14 protein-coding genes are annotated in these 19,494 nt (G+C 60.3%); 9 read left to right on the forward strand and 5 right to left on the reverse strand.

Annotated features, from left to right (window positions below):
- Positions 1-147 precede the first annotated feature (147 nt).
- Positions 148-1,815 (reverse strand): PQQ-like beta-propeller repeat protein, encoded by a 1,668-nt coding sequence (locus MTX36_RS20415; protein WP_243621503.1) that lies wholly within the window; start codon positions 1,813-1,815, stop codon positions 148-150.
- Positions 1,816-1,907: 92 nt separating this feature from the next.
- Between MTX36_RS20415 and MTX36_RS20420 the strand changes: the two genes are divergently transcribed.
- The 8 genes from MTX36_RS20420 (at position 1,908) to MTX36_RS20455 (ending at position 13,987) form a co-directional block, all read left to right on the forward strand.
- The gene (locus tag MTX36_RS20420) at positions 1,908-2,495 is read left to right on the forward strand and encodes a TetR/AcrR family transcriptional regulator (protein WP_243621504.1); all 588 of its coding nucleotides are present in this window, start codon (positions 1,908-1,910) and stop codon (positions 2,493-2,495) included.
- Positions 2,496-2,535: 40 nt separating this feature from the next.
- Positions 2,536-3,819: an SWIM zinc finger family protein gene (locus tag MTX36_RS20425; protein ID WP_243621505.1), complete on the forward strand. Its 1,284-nt coding sequence runs from the start codon at positions 2,536-2,538 to the stop codon at positions 3,817-3,819.
- A complete protein-coding gene (locus MTX36_RS20430) occupies positions 3,816-5,288 on the forward strand; it encodes a DUF5691 domain-containing protein (protein ID WP_243621506.1) in 1,473 nt (490 codons plus the stop codon). Before MTX36_RS20425 ends, MTX36_RS20430 begins: the two co-directional genes overlap by 4 nt.
- Entirely contained in the window at positions 5,285-6,385 is a 1,101-nt protein-coding gene (locus tag MTX36_RS20435; RefSeq protein WP_243621507.1) for an AAA family ATPase, read from the forward strand. The genes MTX36_RS20430 and MTX36_RS20435 overlap by 4 nt, the downstream gene beginning before the upstream one ends.
- Positions 6,382-8,598: a DUF5682 family protein gene (locus MTX36_RS20440; protein ID WP_243621508.1), complete on the forward strand. Its 2,217-nt coding sequence runs from the start codon at positions 6,382-6,384 to the stop codon at positions 8,596-8,598. The genes MTX36_RS20435 and MTX36_RS20440 overlap by 4 nt, the downstream gene beginning before the upstream one ends.
- Entirely contained in the window at positions 8,595-9,758 is a 1,164-nt protein-coding gene (locus tag MTX36_RS20445; protein WP_243621509.1) for a VWA domain-containing protein, read from the forward strand. The genes MTX36_RS20440 and MTX36_RS20445 overlap by 4 nt, the downstream gene beginning before the upstream one ends.
- Positions 9,759-9,794: 36 nt before the next feature.
- Positions 9,795-11,396 (forward strand): MFS transporter, encoded by a 1,602-nt coding sequence (locus MTX36_RS20450; RefSeq protein ID WP_243621510.1) that lies wholly within the window; start codon positions 9,795-9,797, stop codon positions 11,394-11,396.
- A gap of 248 nt (positions 11,397-11,644) precedes the next feature.
- On the forward strand, positions 11,645-13,987 hold the full coding sequence (locus MTX36_RS20455; protein ID WP_243621511.1) for a bifunctional diguanylate cyclase/phosphodiesterase: 2,343 nt from the start codon (positions 11,645-11,647) through the stop codon (positions 13,985-13,987).
- Here the strand turns inward: MTX36_RS20455 and MTX36_RS20460 are convergent.
- From MTX36_RS20460 to MTX36_RS20470, 3 genes are all read right to left on the reverse strand, one after another.
- Entirely contained in the window at positions 13,967-15,091 is a 1,125-nt protein-coding gene (locus MTX36_RS20460; protein WP_243621512.1) for a GGDEF domain-containing protein, read from the reverse strand. The genes MTX36_RS20455 and MTX36_RS20460 overlap by 21 nt on opposite strands.
- A gap of 55 nt (positions 15,092-15,146) precedes the next feature.
- Complete coding sequence (locus MTX36_RS20465) at positions 15,147-16,316, reverse strand: GGDEF domain-containing protein (protein ID WP_243621513.1); 1,170 nt, start codon at positions 16,314-16,316, stop codon at positions 15,147-15,149.
- Positions 16,317-16,408: 92 nt separating this feature from the next.
- Positions 16,409-17,548: a cation:proton antiporter gene (locus MTX36_RS20470; RefSeq protein ID WP_243621514.1), complete on the reverse strand. Its 1,140-nt coding sequence runs from the start codon at positions 17,546-17,548 to the stop codon at positions 16,409-16,411.
- 91 nt (positions 17,549-17,639) lie between these two features.
- On the opposite strand from MTX36_RS20470, the gene MTX36_RS20475 reads away from it, so the two are divergent.
- Positions 17,640-18,023: a hypothetical protein gene (locus tag MTX36_RS20475; protein WP_243621605.1), complete on the forward strand. Its 384-nt coding sequence runs from the start codon at positions 17,640-17,642 to the stop codon at positions 18,021-18,023.
- Between the two features lie 255 nt (positions 18,024-18,278).
- Here the strand turns inward: MTX36_RS20475 and MTX36_RS20480 are convergent, their stop codons facing one another.
- On the reverse strand, positions 18,279-19,472 hold the full coding sequence (locus MTX36_RS20480) for a globin domain-containing protein (protein ID WP_243621515.1): 1,194 nt from the start codon (positions 19,470-19,472) through the stop codon (positions 18,279-18,281).
- Positions 19,473-19,494: the final 22 nt, after the last annotated feature.

Raw genomic sequence — 19,494 nt, forward strand, 5'->3', positions numbered from 1 at the left:
CTTCCTCGAACAACGCTACCGCTGTGACCCGCTGCTTCTCGGACAGTGAACTTCGTGCATGCATAGAACTGCTCCCCGGACGTTGGAACTGAATTTCTCAGTCCAACTTCCGGGGAGCAGTTCAATCAGCCGCGGGGTCTCTTGTTCTCAGCTACCGAATAGGCTGCCCAGGTCAGCGCTGCTGGAGCTTCCGCTCGATCCTGAAGACCCGCCGTCAGGGGAGTCGACAGGAAGGAAAGCCTCGATCCCGCCGCGAAGTGGGGGCATCTTGTGGCCCTCGGGTAGTCGAGGGTCGATCGCTGCGCGTGCGGGTTCCACCGATGAAGTTCCGATTGCGCCGTAGCTGACGACGATGAGACGGTTCAGAGTGTTGGGGACCGTGAATCCGTCGCTCTCGCCGGATTGGGGCGCGAGGACTTTTTCGATCGAACCGGTGGCGGGGTCGATCTTCACGAGCCGGAAGTCCGTCGCTACGAACGGAGCAGCGTTGGGCCCCAGCGGAACGTGGTAGCCGACCGAGATGGGTGCGAGCAAGCCGTCATTGGTAAGGGTTGGCGGTCCGCCGACAATCCACGTGGGTTCTCCGACCGTCGGGCTGATCGGAAGGACTTCCTTCGCGAGTGCTGAGAAGTCGGCACTCCAACGCTGTTGGCACTGTGAGTTGTAGGACGTCATGCTCGTGCCCTGATCGCCGAGCAGGTAGATGTTGCCGTCGGGGCCTGCGGTAGGCGAGCCGCCCTTGCTGTCGGCGTCCACGCTGCAGCGGACGGAACCGTCGTCAGTCCCTGCCGCATAAAGGATTCCGGCATTATCCGTGACGTAGACAGCATTTCCGTCGGCGGAGATCGTCGGACTGGAACTGCTACCGGAGCCGACGGCTGCGCTGAAGGCAAGTGCGATTGTGCCCAGTGAACCACTAGTTCCTGGTACGTAGTCGATTCCGTAGACGTAGCCCTGTGTCGTGTCCGAGGAGACCGCAAAGATTCGGCCGGTCTTGTTCGATACCGACGGAGTGTTGGCCTGCGGCATGGTGCCACCCCAGAACAATTCCCAGGTGGGGATCGCGAGCTCGGGATCAAGCAGGCCGCTGCCGAGGAGCGTGGGCGGTTTCGGCTGGTCAGCCGGACTTGATGCCGTTGCCGGCAGTTGCGTCACGGGTGCTCGAAGAGCGCCGGTCTCGGGGTCGACCACGACGACCTTGTTCCAGGTCGTGATTCCCATGACCGAGCCGTCGGAGAGGAACTGAGCGGTGACCAGCGGCCGGAACGGGGTCGCGCGGGTGCCCTCTTGCCACGGGGATCCGGGGGAAGCATCGGGCAGCGCGACCTTCCATTTCACTTGACCGTTCGGATGGAATGACCAAAGTTGGTTGCAGTCACTGACATACAGGTCGCCGTTGCGAGCCACCAGCGGGCTCTGCAGGACGGCACAGCTGTCGAAGTCGTCAGAATTCTGCCATTCGGCGGACTTCCATTTCAGTTTTCCGTCGGGTGCATAGGCGTACAGATTGGACTGGCCGGGTGCGAGGCCGGTCGTGACATAGGTAGTCCCGTCCGGCCCGACCACGGGAGCTGTGAGCACCGATGCGTTTTCCAGTCCGGACCAGGTGGACTGGTACTGATCGCTCGGCGAGACCGGAACAGTCTTGCGGTTGCCGGCATCGCCGTGCAGAGTCGCCCAACCGGTCTGGGCGTAATACGAGTCGATCCCGGCCGGAGCGGCGCCCGCCTGCGGTGCGAGAACTGCGCCGCCGGCAAGTGCGAGGCATACGAGGACGGTGGCGGACCTGCGAGTGATCCATCTCGGTCTAGACAACTGTGGCCTCCACTACGATCAGGCGTTACAAGGTGTATCGCCTGATTGTGAAGCATGTAGCCTCAATCGCAGTGGTGTCAAGAGGGAGTTTCGTGGCGCAAGGACGTACTACCCACACGCTGGGACCGCATCAAGACCCGGCTGTCGACGCGGCGGTACTGGCCGCGACTCGTCGACTGCTGGTCGAAGTGGGTTATTCCGGTATGACGATCCACGGCATCGCTGCGGCGGCAGGTGTCGGCCGCCCCGCTATTTATCGTCGATGGCCGTCGAAAGCTCATATCGTGCACGAGGCTGTGTTTCCCCCGTTGACCCCCGAATGGGTCTCTGAAAATCAGATCGAAAATGAGGTCAGGAGACTCGTTTTCGGTACTGTCGCCCTTTTCGGGGACCCAGTGGTCCGTGAAGCTATCCCCGGCCTGATGAGCGAGATGCGGGCGGATCCGACTCTGCAGAAGATGCTGGACGAGCGTCTGCAGGCGGGTGTGCGCGACAAACTTACGCAGAGCCTCGCCGATTGGACTCGAACTGGGCAAGTGCGTCCGGAGATCAAAGCCACCACCCTGCTCGACGTAATGGCAGGTACTGCGATTTTCGCATTGTCGATCCGCAACGTGGACGACCTCGAAAGCGTCGCCACGTCGCTGACGGACTTGTTGTTGCACGGCATTTTGGGGTGAGTCAGGAGTCGGTGTCGGCAGGTTGCCCTACGGTGTTCGAGTGACTTCTCCGTGGACAGTCGGGCAGGTGGCGTCGGTAGCTCCCGACGCGGCCTCGTTGGCTGCTGCGCGGAAACTGGCAGGATCCTGGACGCTCACCGGTCACCACGAGAATGCCCTCTGGGGCCTGTGCCAGGGCAGTGGATCCAAGCCCTATCAGGCAATAGTCGACGTCAGTGGCCCCGCGTACAAGTGCTCATGCCCTAGTCGCAAGTTCCCGTGCAAACACACCTTAGGTCTGCTCGTCGAATGGTCCGAAGGGCGCGTGTCGACGGTATCGGAGCCTGCCGATTTTGCCGCCGAGTGGCTGGACCGCCGGGAGGAGAAGGCGGAAACCACCCGACCGGCTGCGACGAAAGCTGTCGACCCTTCCACCGCTCAGAAGCGTGCCGAGCGGGTGGCCGGTGGACTCGTCGAACTCGACCTGTGGATCACCGACCAGATTCGGGGCGGGCTGGCAGCGATGGACAAATCGTGGGAGGCGTTGGATGCGGTAGCCGCCCGTATGGTCGACGCCCAAGCCCCCGGGGTTGCGGGAACGCTGCGTACTTTGGCGGGCATTGTGGCGTCGAACGAGAACTGGCCTGAAAAGGTGCTCGACGAGCTCGCGCGCCTGCATCTCCTGGTCGCCGCGCATCAGAAGATTGCCGAACTTCCTGAATCCCTTCAAGATTCGGTACGCGCTCATGTGGGCTATCCGGTCGGTACGGAAAGCGTTCTGGAGCGTCCATCCGTTCGCGATCACTGGATGGTGATGGGTACTCGGGTCACAGAGGAAAAACGGCTCTTCACCCGTACCGTCTGGTTGTTTGGCCGAGTTACCGGCCAATGGGCTGTTCTGCTCGACTTTTCGCACGGTTCCCCCAACTTCTCCGGAGTTGTCCCGCCCGTTGTCGGTTATCAGATTGACGTCGATCTCCATTTTTATCCTGGTGCGGCGGCACTGCGGGCGCGACTGGGAAACGTGCACAGTGAAGCGGAACCGTTCACGACGGTGCCACTTGGCAGCATCGACGACGCCTTGCAGAGCTATACCGATGCGGTGAGCGCCGATCCGTGGCTGCGATCCTGGCCGGTGATGATCAGCGCGGTGACGCCATCATACGTCGACGGCTCGTGGTTCCTGGTCGATGGAACCGGTACTGCGCTTCCGGCAGAGGGTGATTCGCTCTGGACCCTGCTCGGCATTTCCGGCGGATGTCCGGTGACGGTGTGCGGTGCCTGGAATGCCCACGCCGTCAGCCCGATTTCGGTATTCACGAGCGGCCAGGTGATCGCACTGTGAGCAGCTTGATTTCGACGGCTCTGCTCGGAACCTCGCGCACGGCTGTAGCTTTCGAAGATCTTCCCGCTGATGTTCGCGGCGCGGTGGAAACGCGAGACGGTGACCCGGCTGCAGTTCTCCTTGCCGCGGCAGTCCTGGAGCGCGCTTACCGCGCCGGGGGAGCGGGTTCCACCGCGGCAGAAGTGCCTCCGCCCGCTCCGGAGGATTCGAGATTGATGCTCCCGGAATCGTCGTCCGCGCACCTGCTGTCCATGCTCGCAGCCAAGGCGACGCTGCTTGACGACTGGTTTTCGTTGGCGATCGAGCACAACTTCCGGGCGCCGGATCACCTTGTGGCCGAGCTCCTTTCCTATGCACGCACCAGTGAGCTCTATCGCGAGAACATTCTGCGGATTGTCGGTGAGCGTGGACAGTGGCTGGCTGCCCGAAATCCCGAATGGTCCACGCTGATCCGCCACCGGGACGCCAGCCCGGGACCTTGGCGTCACGGCACTCCCGCCGAGCGGCTCCAGTGGTTGGCCGATATTCGTCGAAGCGATCCCGCCCTGGCCTTGGCCGAGTTGGCGAAATCCTGGGAAACCGAACGGGGAGAATACAAAGCAGCATTCATCGCAGCACTTTCCGCCGGCTTGTCGGCTGACGATGTGCCGATCCTCGAACATGCGCTTGACGACAAACGGAAAGATGTACGACGCGAAGCGGTCAACGTGCTGCGACGACTGCCGGGGTCGCCGTTTGCGGAGCGGATGGCGCAGCGAGTGCAGGTCTGGGTTCGAGTGGAACCGGGCAGGATCATCGTTGATGTTCCGGAGGAAATTGACGCGGCAGCCCGCCGCGACGGCATCGAGGACCGGCCGAACCCGCACACTGACTACCGGTCCGAGTATGTGCGGCAGGCAATCGCTGCGACATCGTTGACGCTGTGGAGCACCATGATCGGTGAACCTGCCGCGGTGTTGAGTTCGATCACGGAAGCCATCTGGGAACCAATTCTGCATGATGCGTGGTCCACTGCAGCTGTGTTGCAGCATAACTCGGAGTGGGCCGAGGCGATCTTTACCGTCCGCGGGTTGTCGACCGACAGGCGCTTGCTCCCCTTGATCCCGGCGCGTGCGTTGGCTGATCTCCTTCTGTCCGGAACCGGCGACGCTAATGTGCTGCATCCGGACAGGGCGGCAGTTTACGAGGCGCTTCCTCGCCCGTGGCCCGCGGACGTCACCGCGTCCGTCATTGCGCAGTGGGAACGAGTGGCTGCCCGACGCGCGGACGGCGGCGCCCGCGCCAACGAGTTCTCGCGCTACAAGTATGCAGCCTCACTGCGTCTTGCGCAGGCAAACTTTCCTTACAGCGCAGTGCCTTTGCTGAACCGGGCGGCCGAGCGCGCACGAGATATCGACTGGCAACAAGCTTTCATCAAGGCTGCCACCACAATTGTCCACCGCAAGACCCTGCTCGAGGAGCTCACATGACGGCTACAACCGATCCGACCTCGTTGATGCGTCCGCATGCCGAGCAGGAGTACGCGCACGAACTTGCTGCACTGGCTGCCGCCGACACGCGACCGCGCCCGCCGTCGTGGAATCTCTCACCGTGGGCTGTGGTCACGTACTTGCTCGGCGGAACCTTGGACGACGGTACCGTCATTTCGCCCAAGTACGTCGGGCCACGTCGGCTCATGGAGGTGGCTGTCGCAACTCTTGCGACCGACCGCGCGCTTCTCCTTCTCGGCGTTCCCGGAACAGCAAAAACCTGGGTATCCGAGCATCTTTCGGCCGCTATCTCCGGCGCCTCGACGCTCCTGGTTCAGGGAACGTCGGGCACGCCGGAAGAGGCGATCCGGTACGGCTGGAACTATGCGCGGCTCCTGTCCGAGGGACCGACGGCCGGCGCGCTCGTGCCCTCTCCCGTGATGACGGCAATGGAAACCGGCAAGATCGCTCGCATCGAGGAACTGACCCGTATTCCGGCCGACGTACAGGATGCACTCATCACCATCCTCTCCGAGAAGACACTGCCGGTCCCCGAGCTGGGCACCGAAGTGCAGGCTTCCAAAGGATTCAATCTCATTGCTACAGCAAATGATCGAGATCGGGGGGTCAACGATCTCTCCTCCGCTCTACGTCGACGGTTCAACACCGTGGTGCTGCCGTTGCCGGCCAGTGAGGAAGACGAGGTTGCCATCGTGGCCCGTCGCGTCGAACAGTTGGGTGCCGCACTGGAACTTCCCGCCGTGCCGGCTGCTGCCGACGAAATCAGGCGCGTGGTCACCGTCTTCCGTGAACTACGTTCCGGCACTACGTCTGACGGTCGAACCAAGCTCAAATCTCCTTCCGGGACACTGTCTACGGCTGAAGCTATTTCCGTGATCACCAGTGGGCTCGCGCTATCGGCACATTTTGGTGACGGCGTACTTCGAGCTTCCGACGTTGCCGCCGGCATCTTGGGCACGGTCGTCAAGGATCCGGTTGCCGACAAGGTTGTGTGGAACGAGTATCTCGAAGCCGTGGTACGTGAACGAGGTGACTGGTCCGACTTCTACCGGGCGTGCCGCGAGGTCACCGGGTGAGTCTGCCTATCCATGATCGGTCCTTGCGAGACAGCAGGGTTCGGGTCTTCGGAATCCGACACCACGGACCGGGTTCGGCCCGGGCGGTCCGGCGTGCGCTCGACGAGTTCTTGCCGGACGTGGTGCTCATCGAAGGGCCTTCGGACGCGGATCCTTTGGTGATGTTGGCTACGTCGGACTCGATGGCGCCGCCGATTGCGTTGCTCGCGTACGTCACTGGTGAACCGTCGAAGGCTGCCTTCTGGCCCTTTGCCGTGTTCTCCCCGGAATGGCAGGCATTGCAGTGGGCTGCGCACAACGGTGCTGCAGCACGTTTCTGTGATCTGCCCGCGTTCAATCTTCTGGCGGAGTCGGACGCGCGCACTACGCGTGAGGGTGATACGTTGGCAGAGTTGGCAGCGGCGGCGGGGTACGACGATACCGAGCGTTGGTGGGATTCGGTCGTCGAATCAGATTCTGGCACACATGCTTCCGGCGCCGAAGTTTTTGATGCGATCACCGATGCCATGATTGCGTTGCGTGAAACTGTGCCGATCGACGAGGAAACTGCTCACCGCGAAGCGTACATGCGCCAGGTGCTCCGCAAGACGCTCAAGGACGGTGCGCAACGCGTAGCAATCGTGTGCGGGGCGTGGCATGCACCGGCTCTGGTGGGTCCGCTCGGTCCGGCCGCGGTGGATGCGCGAATCCTCAAGGGAATGGCCAAGATCAAGACTTCGTTGACGTGGGTTCCCTGGACACATTCGCGACTTTCCTCGGTGTCGGGTTACGGAGCCGGAATCACCTCTCCCGGTTGGTATCACCACCTCTTTACTGCCACCGACAACACCATTGCGCGGTGGCTCACAAAAGTCGCCCGAGTGTTGCGTGCGGAGGATCTACCGATTTCGAGTGCGCACGTCATCGAAGCAGTGCGATTGGCAGATGCGCTGGCTGCGTTGCGGTCCCGGCCGTTGGCAGGCTTGTCGGAAGTGACCGAAGCGACGCGCTCGGTGATGTGCGAGGGCAACGACGTCCTGCTGGATCTGGTCACGAGGAAGTTAGTGGTCGGCGAAGCTTTGGGTGCTGTGCCGGAAGAAACACCGACTGTTCCGTTGGAAGCGGACCTGCGGGCGCGAGCAAAGACACTGCGACTCAAACAGCAAGCCGGCGCAAAGAACCTGGATCTTGATCTTCGTCGCGATATCGACATCGAGCGCTCGCATTTCCTTCACCGATTGAGCATTCTCGACATTGGTTGGGGTCGGCCGGCGGACAGTGACATTCAATCCACCGGCACCTTCCGCGAAACGTGGGAATTGCAATGGAAGCCGGAATTCTCGGTGTCGGTGATCGAGGCATCCCTGTGGGGTACGACGGTATCCGGCGGCGCGGGAGCTAGAATCGCAGCCAGGGTGAATACGCCGGGAGTTACGCTGGCCGAGCTGATCGAACTGTTGGAACACTCGCTCCTCGCGAACCTTCCCGATGCACTGTCCGAAGTGCTGATGAGCGTCAAAACTGTTGCAGCTCTTGATCATGATGTGTCACACCTGATGGCGGCGCTGCCGCCGCTGACGCGAACCCTGCGGTACGGCGACGTACGGGGCACCGACGTTTCGGCGCTCGTCGACGTCGGTGACGGACTGTTGATCCGGATCTGCACGGGACTGCCCGTGGCTGTGACCGGCATGGACGATGCCAGTGCTGCGGAGTTCCGCGCTCTCGTCGACAACGTTCACGGCGCCGTGATGATGCGCAACGACTCCGACTCCACCGCGCAGTGGCTCGGTGCGATGCGGAATGTGATCGACCGGGACGACGTCAACGGGATGTTGGTGGGAAGGATGGTTCGACTGCTTCGTGATGCTGGTTCGATCACGGAAACCGATGCGGCGGAGCGTTTGTCGCGAGCACTGTCCATCGGTAGTGCCGCCACCGACAAGGCGGGCTGGGTGGACGGGTTCCTTGGTGGCGGCGGCCTGGTCCTCGTACATGATCGTGCGCTACTGGACTTGATCGACAATTGGGTGCGCGAACTCCGCGAGCAGGATTTCATCGACACACTGCCACTGCTGCGGCGAACGTTCGGTGCATTCGAGGCAGCGGAGCGACGTGCGATCGGGCAGGCAGTGCGTGGTGGTCGGCAGGTGGAGTCGGCAGTGGAGACCGATGCGCGAAGGGGTCGAGCGGCGATGGGTGTCGTTGCCACAATTCTGGGGGTGGGTGCATGAGCGCAAGCGATGACGACCAGCGGCTACGTCGATGGCGATTGATGCTCGGAGAGTCCGCAGACGAGTCACTGGGCGGGCTGGGACAACCGGGCGACAACCAGATGGATGCGGCGCTTGGCGCTCTTTATGACAACTCCGGCCCGAAGAAGGGGAGTCGTCGCTCGGCCGGTTTGGGTGCGTCGGCGCCCAAAGTTGCACGTTGGCTGGGCGATATCCGTAGCTACTTTCCCAGCACCGTTGTGCAAGTGATGCAGAAGGACGCAATCGATCGGCTCGGCTTGACGCATTTGCTGCTCGAACCCGAACTACTCGACGCCGTGGAACCCGACGTACATCTGGTGGGGACGCTCCTCAGTCTCAACCAGGTGATGCCGGAGGCCAGTAAGGCCACGGCCCGCATGGTCGTCGGCAAGGTGGTGCGCGAAGTCGAGGAGCGTATTGCCCAGAAGACCAAGGCGGCGGTGACGGGAGCTCTCAACCGGTCGGACCGAACATCCAATCCTGCACTGCGCGATATCGATTGGAATCGCACCATCGCCGCCAACTTGAAGCACTACTTGCCGGAGTACAGAACTGTGGTGCCGGAGCGGCTGATCGGATACGGGAGAAAATCTACGTCGGTGCAGCGGGACGTAGTCTTGGCCATCGATCAGTCGGGTTCGATGGCGTCGAGTGTTGTCTATGCCTCGGTGTTCGGCGCCGTCCTGGCATCGATGCGAGCATTGAAGACATCGCTGGTGGTGTTCGATACCGCGGTCGTGGATCTGACCGAGAAGCTGTCGGATCCGGTGGACGTTCTGTTCGGAACGCAGCTGGGCGGCGGCACCGACATCAACCGGGCGATTGCCTACAGTCAGTCGTTGATCACGCGGCCGGCGGATTCGATGTTCGTGCTCATTTCCGACCTGTACGAGGGTGGCACCCGCAACGAGATGCTCCGGCGCATGGCCGCCATGAAAACGGCCGGCGTGCAGGTCGTGGTGTTGTTGGCGCTCTCCGACGACGGGGCGCCCTCGTTCGATCACGACAATGCGACTGCGCTGGGTGCTCTCGGCATCCCGGCGTTCGCGTGCACCCCGGACAAGTTTCCGGAGTTGCTTGCGGTTGCGTTGGAACGAGGTGATGTCGGTGCGTGGGCGGAGCAGTTGAGCGGGTGCTGATGCTTCGAGATGCATCGTGGTGGGTACCCCGCCACGATGACCCGTGAGGTTTCTCCAACGCAGGTAGGTTCAGGCTTGGTCCTCGCGGTGTTGGCATGTAGCCAGTTCCTGATGACTCTCGACAGTTCGGTCATGAACGTTTCGATGGCCACTGTTGCCGCGGATGTCGGCACCACCATCACCGGTATCCAGACCGCCATCACGTTGTACACGCTGGTGATGGCGACGCTGATGATCACCGGCAGCAAAGTCGGGTCGATGATCGGGCGTCGAAGAGCATTTGCGCTCGGACTGATCATCTACGGGGTGGGTTCGCTTACGACGGCGCTCGCACCCAATCTTGCTGTGCTGCTGATCGGTTGGTCCTTCCTCGAGGGGGTGGGGGCGGCGCTGATCATGCCCGCGATCGTGGCGTTGGTCGCAACCAATTTTTCGGCCGAAAAACGCCCCGCCGCATATGGATTGGTTGCAGCAGCGGGGGCGATGGCTGTAGCTGTCGGACCTCTGCTCGGCGGGGCCGTCACCACTTTTGCGTCGTGGCGCTATGTCTTTGTCGGAGAAGTGGTCCTGGTGGTCCTGATTCTGGCGGTTCTTCGCAAAGTCGCCGACGTGCCGCCCGTCAAGTCGCGACTGGACGGGGTCGGTTCGGTTCTGTCGGTGGTGGGATTGGGCATGATCGTGTTCGGGGTGCTGCGTTCGAGTGAGTGGGGATGGGTACAGGCAAAGCCCGGAGGCGCAGAGGTTCTCGGACTCTCACCTGTTGTGTGGTTGCTGATCGGTGGGCTGTTGGTTGTCTACGGCTTCCTGCGGTGGGAGACGCGACTGGTAGACGCTGGACGAGAGCCGTTGATGGATCCGGAGATGTTGCGAAACCGGCAACTCAGCGGTGGTCTTTTCATGTTCTTCGTTCAGTTTCTCGTGCAAGCCGGGGTGTTCTTTGCCGTTCCGTTATTTCTGTCCGTAGTTCTCGAATTGAGTGCCCTCGAGACCGGAATCCGGATTCTGCCGCTGTCTGCAGCACTTGTGTTGGCGGCGATCGGAATTCCGAAGCTGTTGCCGAAGGCAAACCCTCGTCGCATCGTTCGAGTGGGATTGCTGTCGATGATTATCGGAATTCTATTGCTCGTCGCCGGTATGGATCCGAGTGCAAATGCCGCAGTCGTGATGGTCCCGATGTTGTTCATGGGGTTCGGGCTGGGAAGTTTGTCGTCCCAACTCGGTGCCGTCACTGTGTCGTCCGTTCCGGATGAGGAGAGCGCGGAAGTGGGAGGCCTGCAGAACACAGCTACTAATCTCGGAGCGTCACTAGGGACTGCGCTGATTGGTTCGGTGCTGATCGCTACCCTCACTACATCGGTGATCGCGGGTATCGAGGGCAATCCTGCAGTGCCTGTGTCGGTGCAGCAGCAGGCCACGACGGACCTGGCCTCGGGCGTTCCGTTCTTGTCCACCACCGAACTTCAGAGCGCACTCACCACGGCTGGGGTCAGCGAACAGGCCATTACGGCGATTGTCGACGTCAATTCAGAAGCCAGGCTCGAGGCGTTACGGGTCGCGTTCGCAGTTGCGGCGCTCCTCGCGATTGCGGGATTGTTCGGGACAGGCCGGGTTCCGCGAACTCCTGTTGGGAGGGATTGAGTAGATTGAGTAGAAGGCAGCGGCTTCGAAGCGAGCAGTGGTTCGTGACCTCTCGGTTCGATATAGGGTGAACTTCACCAAAGGGATTTTTCGGGAATGGCAACGGGGGTTGCGAAACAGTCGCCGAGTCGGGAAAATCGCCCGTAACAGGTAACGCACTCGATAAGGGCAACGGAGGGGGTTCGGATGTTTGAAAACCGGCGTCCGACCGCGGCTGCGTTGACCTGCGACGGAGTCAGGTCACCTGAATGCTGACGAGTGTTAGGCAACCTGGACGTCGATCCGCGTTGTCAGCATCCGAGCGCGGAGATTTCTTTCGCCGCCAACTCGACGAGACCGCCTCTGTCGCACCGCTCTCGAACATGGCGTTCATACTCGGTATCGGTTCGGTAATCGTGTTCGTCATTCCGCCGGAACAAACAATGGTTCGTGTGTTGGGTGGGATCACCATCTTGCTGGTTTTCCTCAACTCGACTCGCGTTGCAGTTTCTCTGAGAGTGCCGCGATGGAAACAGTCGACGCGTTTCGATTACATAGGGCTGATGCTCGAAGTCGTGGTGATCGCGATTCTCGACGTCGTACTGTTCTCGAAGTTGTTCACGACGATCGACTCCAACTACGACGTGGTGATCATCGCGACGATGGCCGGGGTCATGGGTGCCGGCACCATCAATTTCTATACAGTTCGCTCGGCCAGTCTCTCGTGGATATACATCCACGGACTGGGCTTGATGATTGTGTTCTCGACTCATTCCGAACCGTATTTGCCTGTGCTCGCGATCCAACTGGCGATCTACATGTTTGCTCTCACCGTCGGCGCGATGTATCTCTCGGCGTCATTTCAGCGACGTTGGATGGCAGAATTTCAAGCCGATTCGGAACGGCTGACGGTGTCGCTACTGCTCGACGATTTCGAAGGCGGGTCGAGAGACTGGCTGTGGGAAGTCGACACCGACGGACGTTTTTCGCACATATCTCCGCGGTTGACTCAGCTCACCAGACTGGCTGCGAGCGATCTGCTAGACATGACCTTCGGGCAATTACTCAATCATTTCGACATCACCGCCAGCGATGAGGGCAAGGTGGCTGCGGAACTACTGGTCGACAAGTTCGAGCGGATAACACCGTTCCGGGACGTAGTGGTTCCCGTTCGGATAGACGGGGACCGACGGTGGTGGTCGCTGTCGGCAAATCCCCGCGTGTTCGACGACGGTGAGATCCATGGTTGGCGAGGTGTCGGATCCGATATCACCGAGCGCTACGTCCACGAGCAGGAAATTCTGAGACTGGCAGCAACCGATTCCCTGACGGGTCTCCCGAACCGGAGAGCATTCGGATCGGCGTTGGAACGAGCGATCGACGTACGCGGCAACCTCGATCGCGTGCGCGTCGGAATTCTCGATCTCGATAACTTCAAGTCCGTCAACGACACACTCGGGCATCCTGTCGGAGACCGATTACTCCTCGCCGTCACCGACCGTCTTCGAACGGTTGTCGGCTCTGATGTTTTTGCGCGAATGGGTGGCGACGAATTCGGGATAGTCGCGCATGTCCCAGCCGGACGAAACTCGTACATCGGATTCGAGCGATATCTCGACGTACTGCAGGAACCCTTCTACATTGCGGGCAATCGCATCGAAGTCCGAGCCACAATCGGGTACGCCAACAATCCCGACGACTCCGGGGACGCCGACGAATTGGTGATGCTCGCCGATCTTGCACTGAACGAGGCCAAATCGAATGGACGCAACAGGGTGGGCAGGTTTTCGCCGGCATTGCGTGCCCGGGCTTCGGAGAGGGCCACAGCTCAGCAGGAATTGGACCGGGGTATCGCGGCCGGCCAGTTCGAACTTCACTACCAACCGCAGCTGAACGCTGTAACTGGGCAAGTTGTGGCGTTTGAAGCCCTCCTCCGATGGAACCATCCGGTCAAGGGGCTCATCGGGCCGAGTCAGTTCATCAGTGTGGCCGAAGAGACCGGCATGATCATTCCGCTCGGTGCCCAGGCAATGGCGCTTGCCTGCGCCGAAGCTGTGAAGTGGCCGGCGGGAATACGTGTCTCAGTCAACGTTTCACCGGTGCAGCTGCTCTCGATCGATTTCTGCAGAATGGTTGAAAATGCGCTCGACGTGACTGGATTGGACCCCGAGTTGTTGCAACTCGAAATTACCGAAACCGGCGTTGTCGAAGACCAGGCAATCTCGGATCTCCACACGTTGAGGTCCCGGGGAATCACCGTCGCTCTCGACGACTTCGGCACCGGATATTCGTCTTTCGGGACACTTCAACGGCTACCCATCGATGTCCTCAAGATTGATCGTTTGTTCATCGTCGACTGTGCTGATCAGCAGATGGCCGTCGTGAAATCAGTGGTGGAACTCGCCTCGCTCCTGGGCATGGTGTCACTCGCCGAAGGTGTGGAAACACCGGTGCAACTGCGTCGAGTCCAAGCAGTCGGGTGCGATCTGATTCAAGGGTTTTACATCAGTAAGCCACTTAATGCTGCTCAACTCGAGGCGTATCTTGCTGTCACAGCGACTTCGTCCGGGCAGAACTTTCACCCGCTCGATTCAGATTTCAGTCGTCCGTAATCCGTTTCCGCCGGCAGTCTTCGCTTGATACATCAGCGAATCCGCGACGTTCGAAGCCAACGAAATTGCGGGCGCCCCGCCGGCCCATGTCTTCGAATCGGTAGGCATGATGACTCCGCCGACGCTCACCGTGGTGGGGATCGAATCCTGATCGTCGGACAATGCGGCATTGGTGCTGTTGATCAGGTAGGCAATTTTGTCCGGCGCCCCGGATATGACTGCCAGGTATTCTTCGCCGCCGACGCGCCCGATGACCCCGTAGTGACCAAAATGGAGCGTCAAGCGGCTTGCTGTTCTCTGGATGACATGGTCACCTTCGGAATGTCCGTAAACATCGTTGACCAGCTTGAACTTGTCGATATCGATGACGATGAACGCCAGGCATTCTTCTCTTGTTCTGGCACGCTCGAGCAGTTCGGCGATTGCGGCGTCGAGTCCGCGCCGGTTGTACAGTCCGGTGAGTGGATCGCGATCTGAATCGCGGGCGTCACGGTACAACGCGCGCCAGGCCAAGTGAGAAAAGATCGGCATGAGCGTCACGACGCCGAATAGGACCGTCGCTCGTGCCAGAAGGGTTGTCGTGTCTACTTCGCCTTGCTGATATGCGAGTCCGAAGACGATGGCAGTAATCGTCGTAGCCCATAAAACGTGCGCTATCAGCCATTTTGCGCTGACGAACAAGGTTGCGAAGGTGCCGCCCACCGCAAAGATAATGCATCCGAAGGTGCCTGAGTCACGGTCGGTGACCATGAGGACTGCCAGGCCGATACCGAGATCGGCGAAAATTCCGTAAGCGAGAAGCCCGAATCGGCCGGGAAACGGAAGAGCGAACCAGCACGCGGTAACCACAATGCACGCTGTGATCATGACTACCGAAAGCGATTTTCCGACGAGGGTCGGCGGTGTATCGGGTCCGATCAATTTGAAGAATGCGGAAAGCCCGAAAATTATCGTCATCACACCGATCAGCGCACTGAAAATGGGTTGAATCGCGCGGCTCGAGCGTTGGTGCTTTATCCACTCGTAGTCGTGAGGCTCGTAGAACCACTCCTTGATCGTGTACCAAGAACTGTTCCCTGTCGGTCTGGGAGCAGTGTCGGACATGAGGTCCATCTTGGCATTGAAATGCAGTACGAAGAAAATAATTCCCTAGTCGGTTTTAGATCTCCGCGGTGCGGAGGCCGTTTCCACCGGCGGCCTTGGCTTGATACATCATCGAGTCGGCAACATTCGACGCGACCGAAATCGCAGTTGCCCCGCCGGTCCAAGCCTTCGATTCGGTCGGCATGATCACTGCGCCGACGCTCACAGTGGTGGGCACGGTATCCGGATGGCCGGAAATTGCCTCGACAATGCCGCCGATCAAGACGCTGATCAATTGGATTGGTCCCGATATGGCAGCGAGATATTCTTCGCCGCCGACCCGGCCGATGACCGCTCGCTGACCGAGGTGAGAACTGAGGCGGTCGGCTGTTCTCTTGATTACCTGGTCACCCTCGAAATGGCCGTGAACATCGTTGACCAACTTGAACTTGTCGATATCGACAACAACAAACGCGAGAGACCAATGCTCGGCCCGGGCGTGCTCGAACAAATCCAAGATCGCAGGCTCGAGTCCACGGCGATTCAACAGTCCGGTGAGGGGATCCCGATCCGAGTAGCGGGCGTCGCGGTACAGCGTGCGCCATGTCAGATGGGAGAAGATCGGAAGAAGGGTGACTGCGGTGAACAGGACCAGAGCCCGCGCTATGAGGGTAGTTATGTCGGCATTGGTCTCCTGGAAGGCCAGAAAAAACACGATGGTGCTGACGCCGGTCGCCCATACGGCATGGGCCAAAAGCCACCGGGCGCTGACAAACAATGTGGCGTAGGTACCGCTGACCACAAAGGCAATACACCCGAAAGTTGCCGATTCGCGATCGACAACCATCAGAACCGCCCCGGCGAAGCCGATATCGGCAAAGACGGCGAATGCAATCAGTCCGCGCCGTCCCGGAAAGGGTTGGGTGAACCAGAACGCGGCGACGAGAAAGCATCCGACGATGACGCTGACCGCAAGGTATTTCCCGATTTGGGTCGGCGGTGCGTCCGGTCCGATCAATTTGAAGATGGCGGTAATCCCGAAAATCATCGTCATGAACCCGAGCAGGGCACGGAACAGTGGCTGAATCGGACGGCTGGACCGCTGCTGCCCCAACCATTCGTAATCGTGCGGCTCGTCGAACCATTCTTTGAGTGTGCGCCACGGATTGCTCCCGGAAGGTGAGGGAACCTGGCGCGCCATGGTGACTATCTTGGCACCGAATTCGGACAAGAGAAAACTAAACATCCATCGCGTCAATATGTTCGGCATTTTTCGGGGAATTGGCCGAAAAGTATTGTAAGTAGCTGACACATTGCAGGTTTCGATACCAGTGCAATTCAGCTAGAGGCGGGTATCCCCGCTCGTGCCGCAGCCGAACCGGCCAATGTTGCGCCGCCGACAGTGATCAAAGCGCCGAGAAGAATTGCTGCAGGCTCACCGTTTCCCAACACTCCCAGTTGTGAGCCCACCGTCACCGCAGCAACCGGAACGCCGAGTTGCGCCGCCGACAACACGCCCAGCGAAAGAGGTAAACCCGTGGCACGCAGCGCCGAGTGGACGATCAGGGTTGCGCCGCCCAGAGCTACCCCCAGCCCAACCGACGGCGGATGGCTGACCAGATCACGAAGATTGATCGAAGCCCCGAGCCAGACGAAGAACAACGGCGCGAAGAAGCCGTCGGTGATCGCAAAGAGTTGTTTCGCGAGGCGTCGAGGTTCCCCGATCGCAGCCAGGATAAGTCCGAAGGCAAAGCCGGCGAGCATGACGGATACGTGAGTGCTCGCCACCAACGCGGCCAGCGAAAACAGGATCACCAGATTGATGCGCAGTTCGAGCGCAAACTTCCGCTTCTCCGAAAACTTGTGTAGCCGTCGCCAATCTCCGGATCGATGCAGTGCCCGCAGTACGAAGAATATTGCTACCGCTGCGACGGTCACCACCAGCGCACCGACCGCGGCCCGGACGGCATTGCCCGGATCGATGACGAGTGGCAGCACGACGATGCACACAGTATCGGCGATGGCGACCTGCGCTGTCATCTGCAGAACCGACGTGCCGCCGAGTGCAAGCGAATCCACGATCGGAAGAATGAGCGCAGCCGACGACGACGCGATCAGAACCGCATACAACGCCGCATGGCCGGTATCGAACACCGTCGACACCCCAAAACCGGCCGCGGCGGCAAGTGCGCCGACCACTACCGCGCGGCCGGCCCCTTTGCCGATCGCGGCGCGCACCTCGGGGTCGCGAACCGGCACATGTGAACCCGCCACCAACATCGTCAGAGCAAACCCGATATCCGCCAAGAACGTAAACGTCCGATCCGCGGAGTCGAGTAGACCGAAACCCGTCACTCCCAAAATGACGCCAGCGGCCAATTCGCCCACTACTACCGGAACGTGCCAGCTCAACCGTGCCGCCAGCAGTGGGCCGAGGAGGCCGGCGAGGGCTACCAATGCAAGTACTTCGAACGTCACCGGCACCCCCTTTTGTGGTTTGGCTCTGCCGCTCCGGGGTAATCATTGCACCGGGGAGCTGATGGGGGGCTCTGACGAGGAGGCCGAACCCATGAAGCGGGTTTGTGTGGCAACCGCTGCACTATTTCTGTCGATATTCGCGTTGGGCGGGTGCGGTGACACCAGTAGCGGCTCGACTGAAATTCAGTCCGTGTCGATTGTGGAAGCGAACGGGATGGACAGTGCGGCGGCGCCGACGATCAGCATCAACGGTTTCGAATACCAGACACCGGACTCCGTCGAAGCTAGCCAGGTTGTCGCGGTCCGCAACAACAGCAGCGCCCAGCATTCCGTAACCTCGGATATGTCCGGGCTGTTTTCCGTCACGGTTAACGAGAACGATTCCGGATCTTTCAGGGCACCTGCTGAATCCGGGTCATACGCCTTTCACTGCATCTATCACTCGAACATGAATGGGACATTGAACGTGAAGTGAGGCAGGGATCCCCTTCTTTCTGCGCGAACGGTAGGCTCGTCGCCTTGGATACGCCGAAAGGTACGTTCGCTCGCAAAGAGTGAGCAGGTCCGGATCGGTGGATGTCAAGCGGTCCATTTCTTCGCCGCCGTCGCAGCGGCACAGTGACACCATGATCGATGTGGGGGTTCGGTGAAGAACCCGCCACATCGCCCCGGAATCGGCCCAGCGCGAAAGAGTCTCGCGATCATTCTCTCCGCCATCGGCACTCCTGACTCAGGCGTTTGCCCAGCTGTCCGGTCCGAAGACCTCGTAGTGGATATTCTGCGCCGGAATGTCACGTGCGATCAAGGATTTGCGCATCGACAGCATGAACGGCATCGGCCCGCACAGGAAGGCCTGCGTATCGGGGTCGAGTTCGATGTCGCGGAGATCCGCTCGCCCTTCGCTGACAGCCTCGCGCGATGAGTGCACTCCCAAGTCCTCGTACCAGCGATGCAACTTCGCTGCCGGAATCTTGTCGACGAGTGCACTCAGTTCGGTTCGGTGTGCATGATCGGCGATGGACCGATCGGCGTGAATGACCGAGACGGAGCGCGTTGCGCCGGTGTCGGCGAGATGATTGAGCATGCCGATCATCGGAGTGCATCCAATGCCGGCGGATGCGAGCAGTAGCGGCGAATTGTCGTCGGGCATCGTGAGATCGCCGAAAGGTGTGGTGACGGACAGGGTGTCACCCTCGAAGACGTTGCTGTAGAGGAAGTTCGATACCTCGCCGTCGAATTCTCCGAAGATTCGCTTGACGCTGATCCGCCAATCGGAACTGCTGGGCGTCGAGCACAGGCTGTACTGGCGTATTTGACGAGCGCCGTCGGCCAAGACGACACCAACCGAAAGATATTGTCCGGGAGCAAAAGTTGGAAGTTCAGTGCCGTCGGTCGAGGCTAGTGTCAGCGACACGGTATCGGCGGACTGTAGTACGCGTTCGGTGATTCGAACTGTGCGCCACACGTCACCCGGCTCGACGCCGGCCAATTCGTAGAGACCACGTTCCATCGAGATCAGTGTTTCTGCCATCAGCCAGTAGACCTCATCCCAAGCGGTGGCGACCTCGGGAGTTATTGCCTCGCCGAGTATTTCGACAATTGCCGCGAAGAGATGCTCATGGACGACAGCGTACTGATCAGGTGTAATGCCGAGTGATGCATGCTTGTGTGCGATGCGGGACAGGATGAGATCTACCTTGTCCTGATCGGGTTCGATTTGCAGCGTAGCGAAGGCGGCGATTGCACCGGCGAGAGCCTTTTGCTGTTCGCCTTGCTTCTGGTTGGCGCGATTGAACAGATCGCGCTCGAGTTCCGGGTGGGCTGTCAACATTCGCTCGTAGAACCGGGACGTGATGTCTCCGATGGCGGCGCCGACCACGGGGAGGGTGGCGCGAATGACCTCGGTTGACTGTGGGGAAAGCATGAGATGCTCCGTTCGGTCGAGA

The sequence above is a fragment of the Rhodococcus sp. ARC_M6 genome (assembly GCF_022810305.1).
Classification (GTDB): Bacteria; Actinomycetota; Actinomycetes; order Mycobacteriales; family Mycobacteriaceae; genus Rhodococcus_F.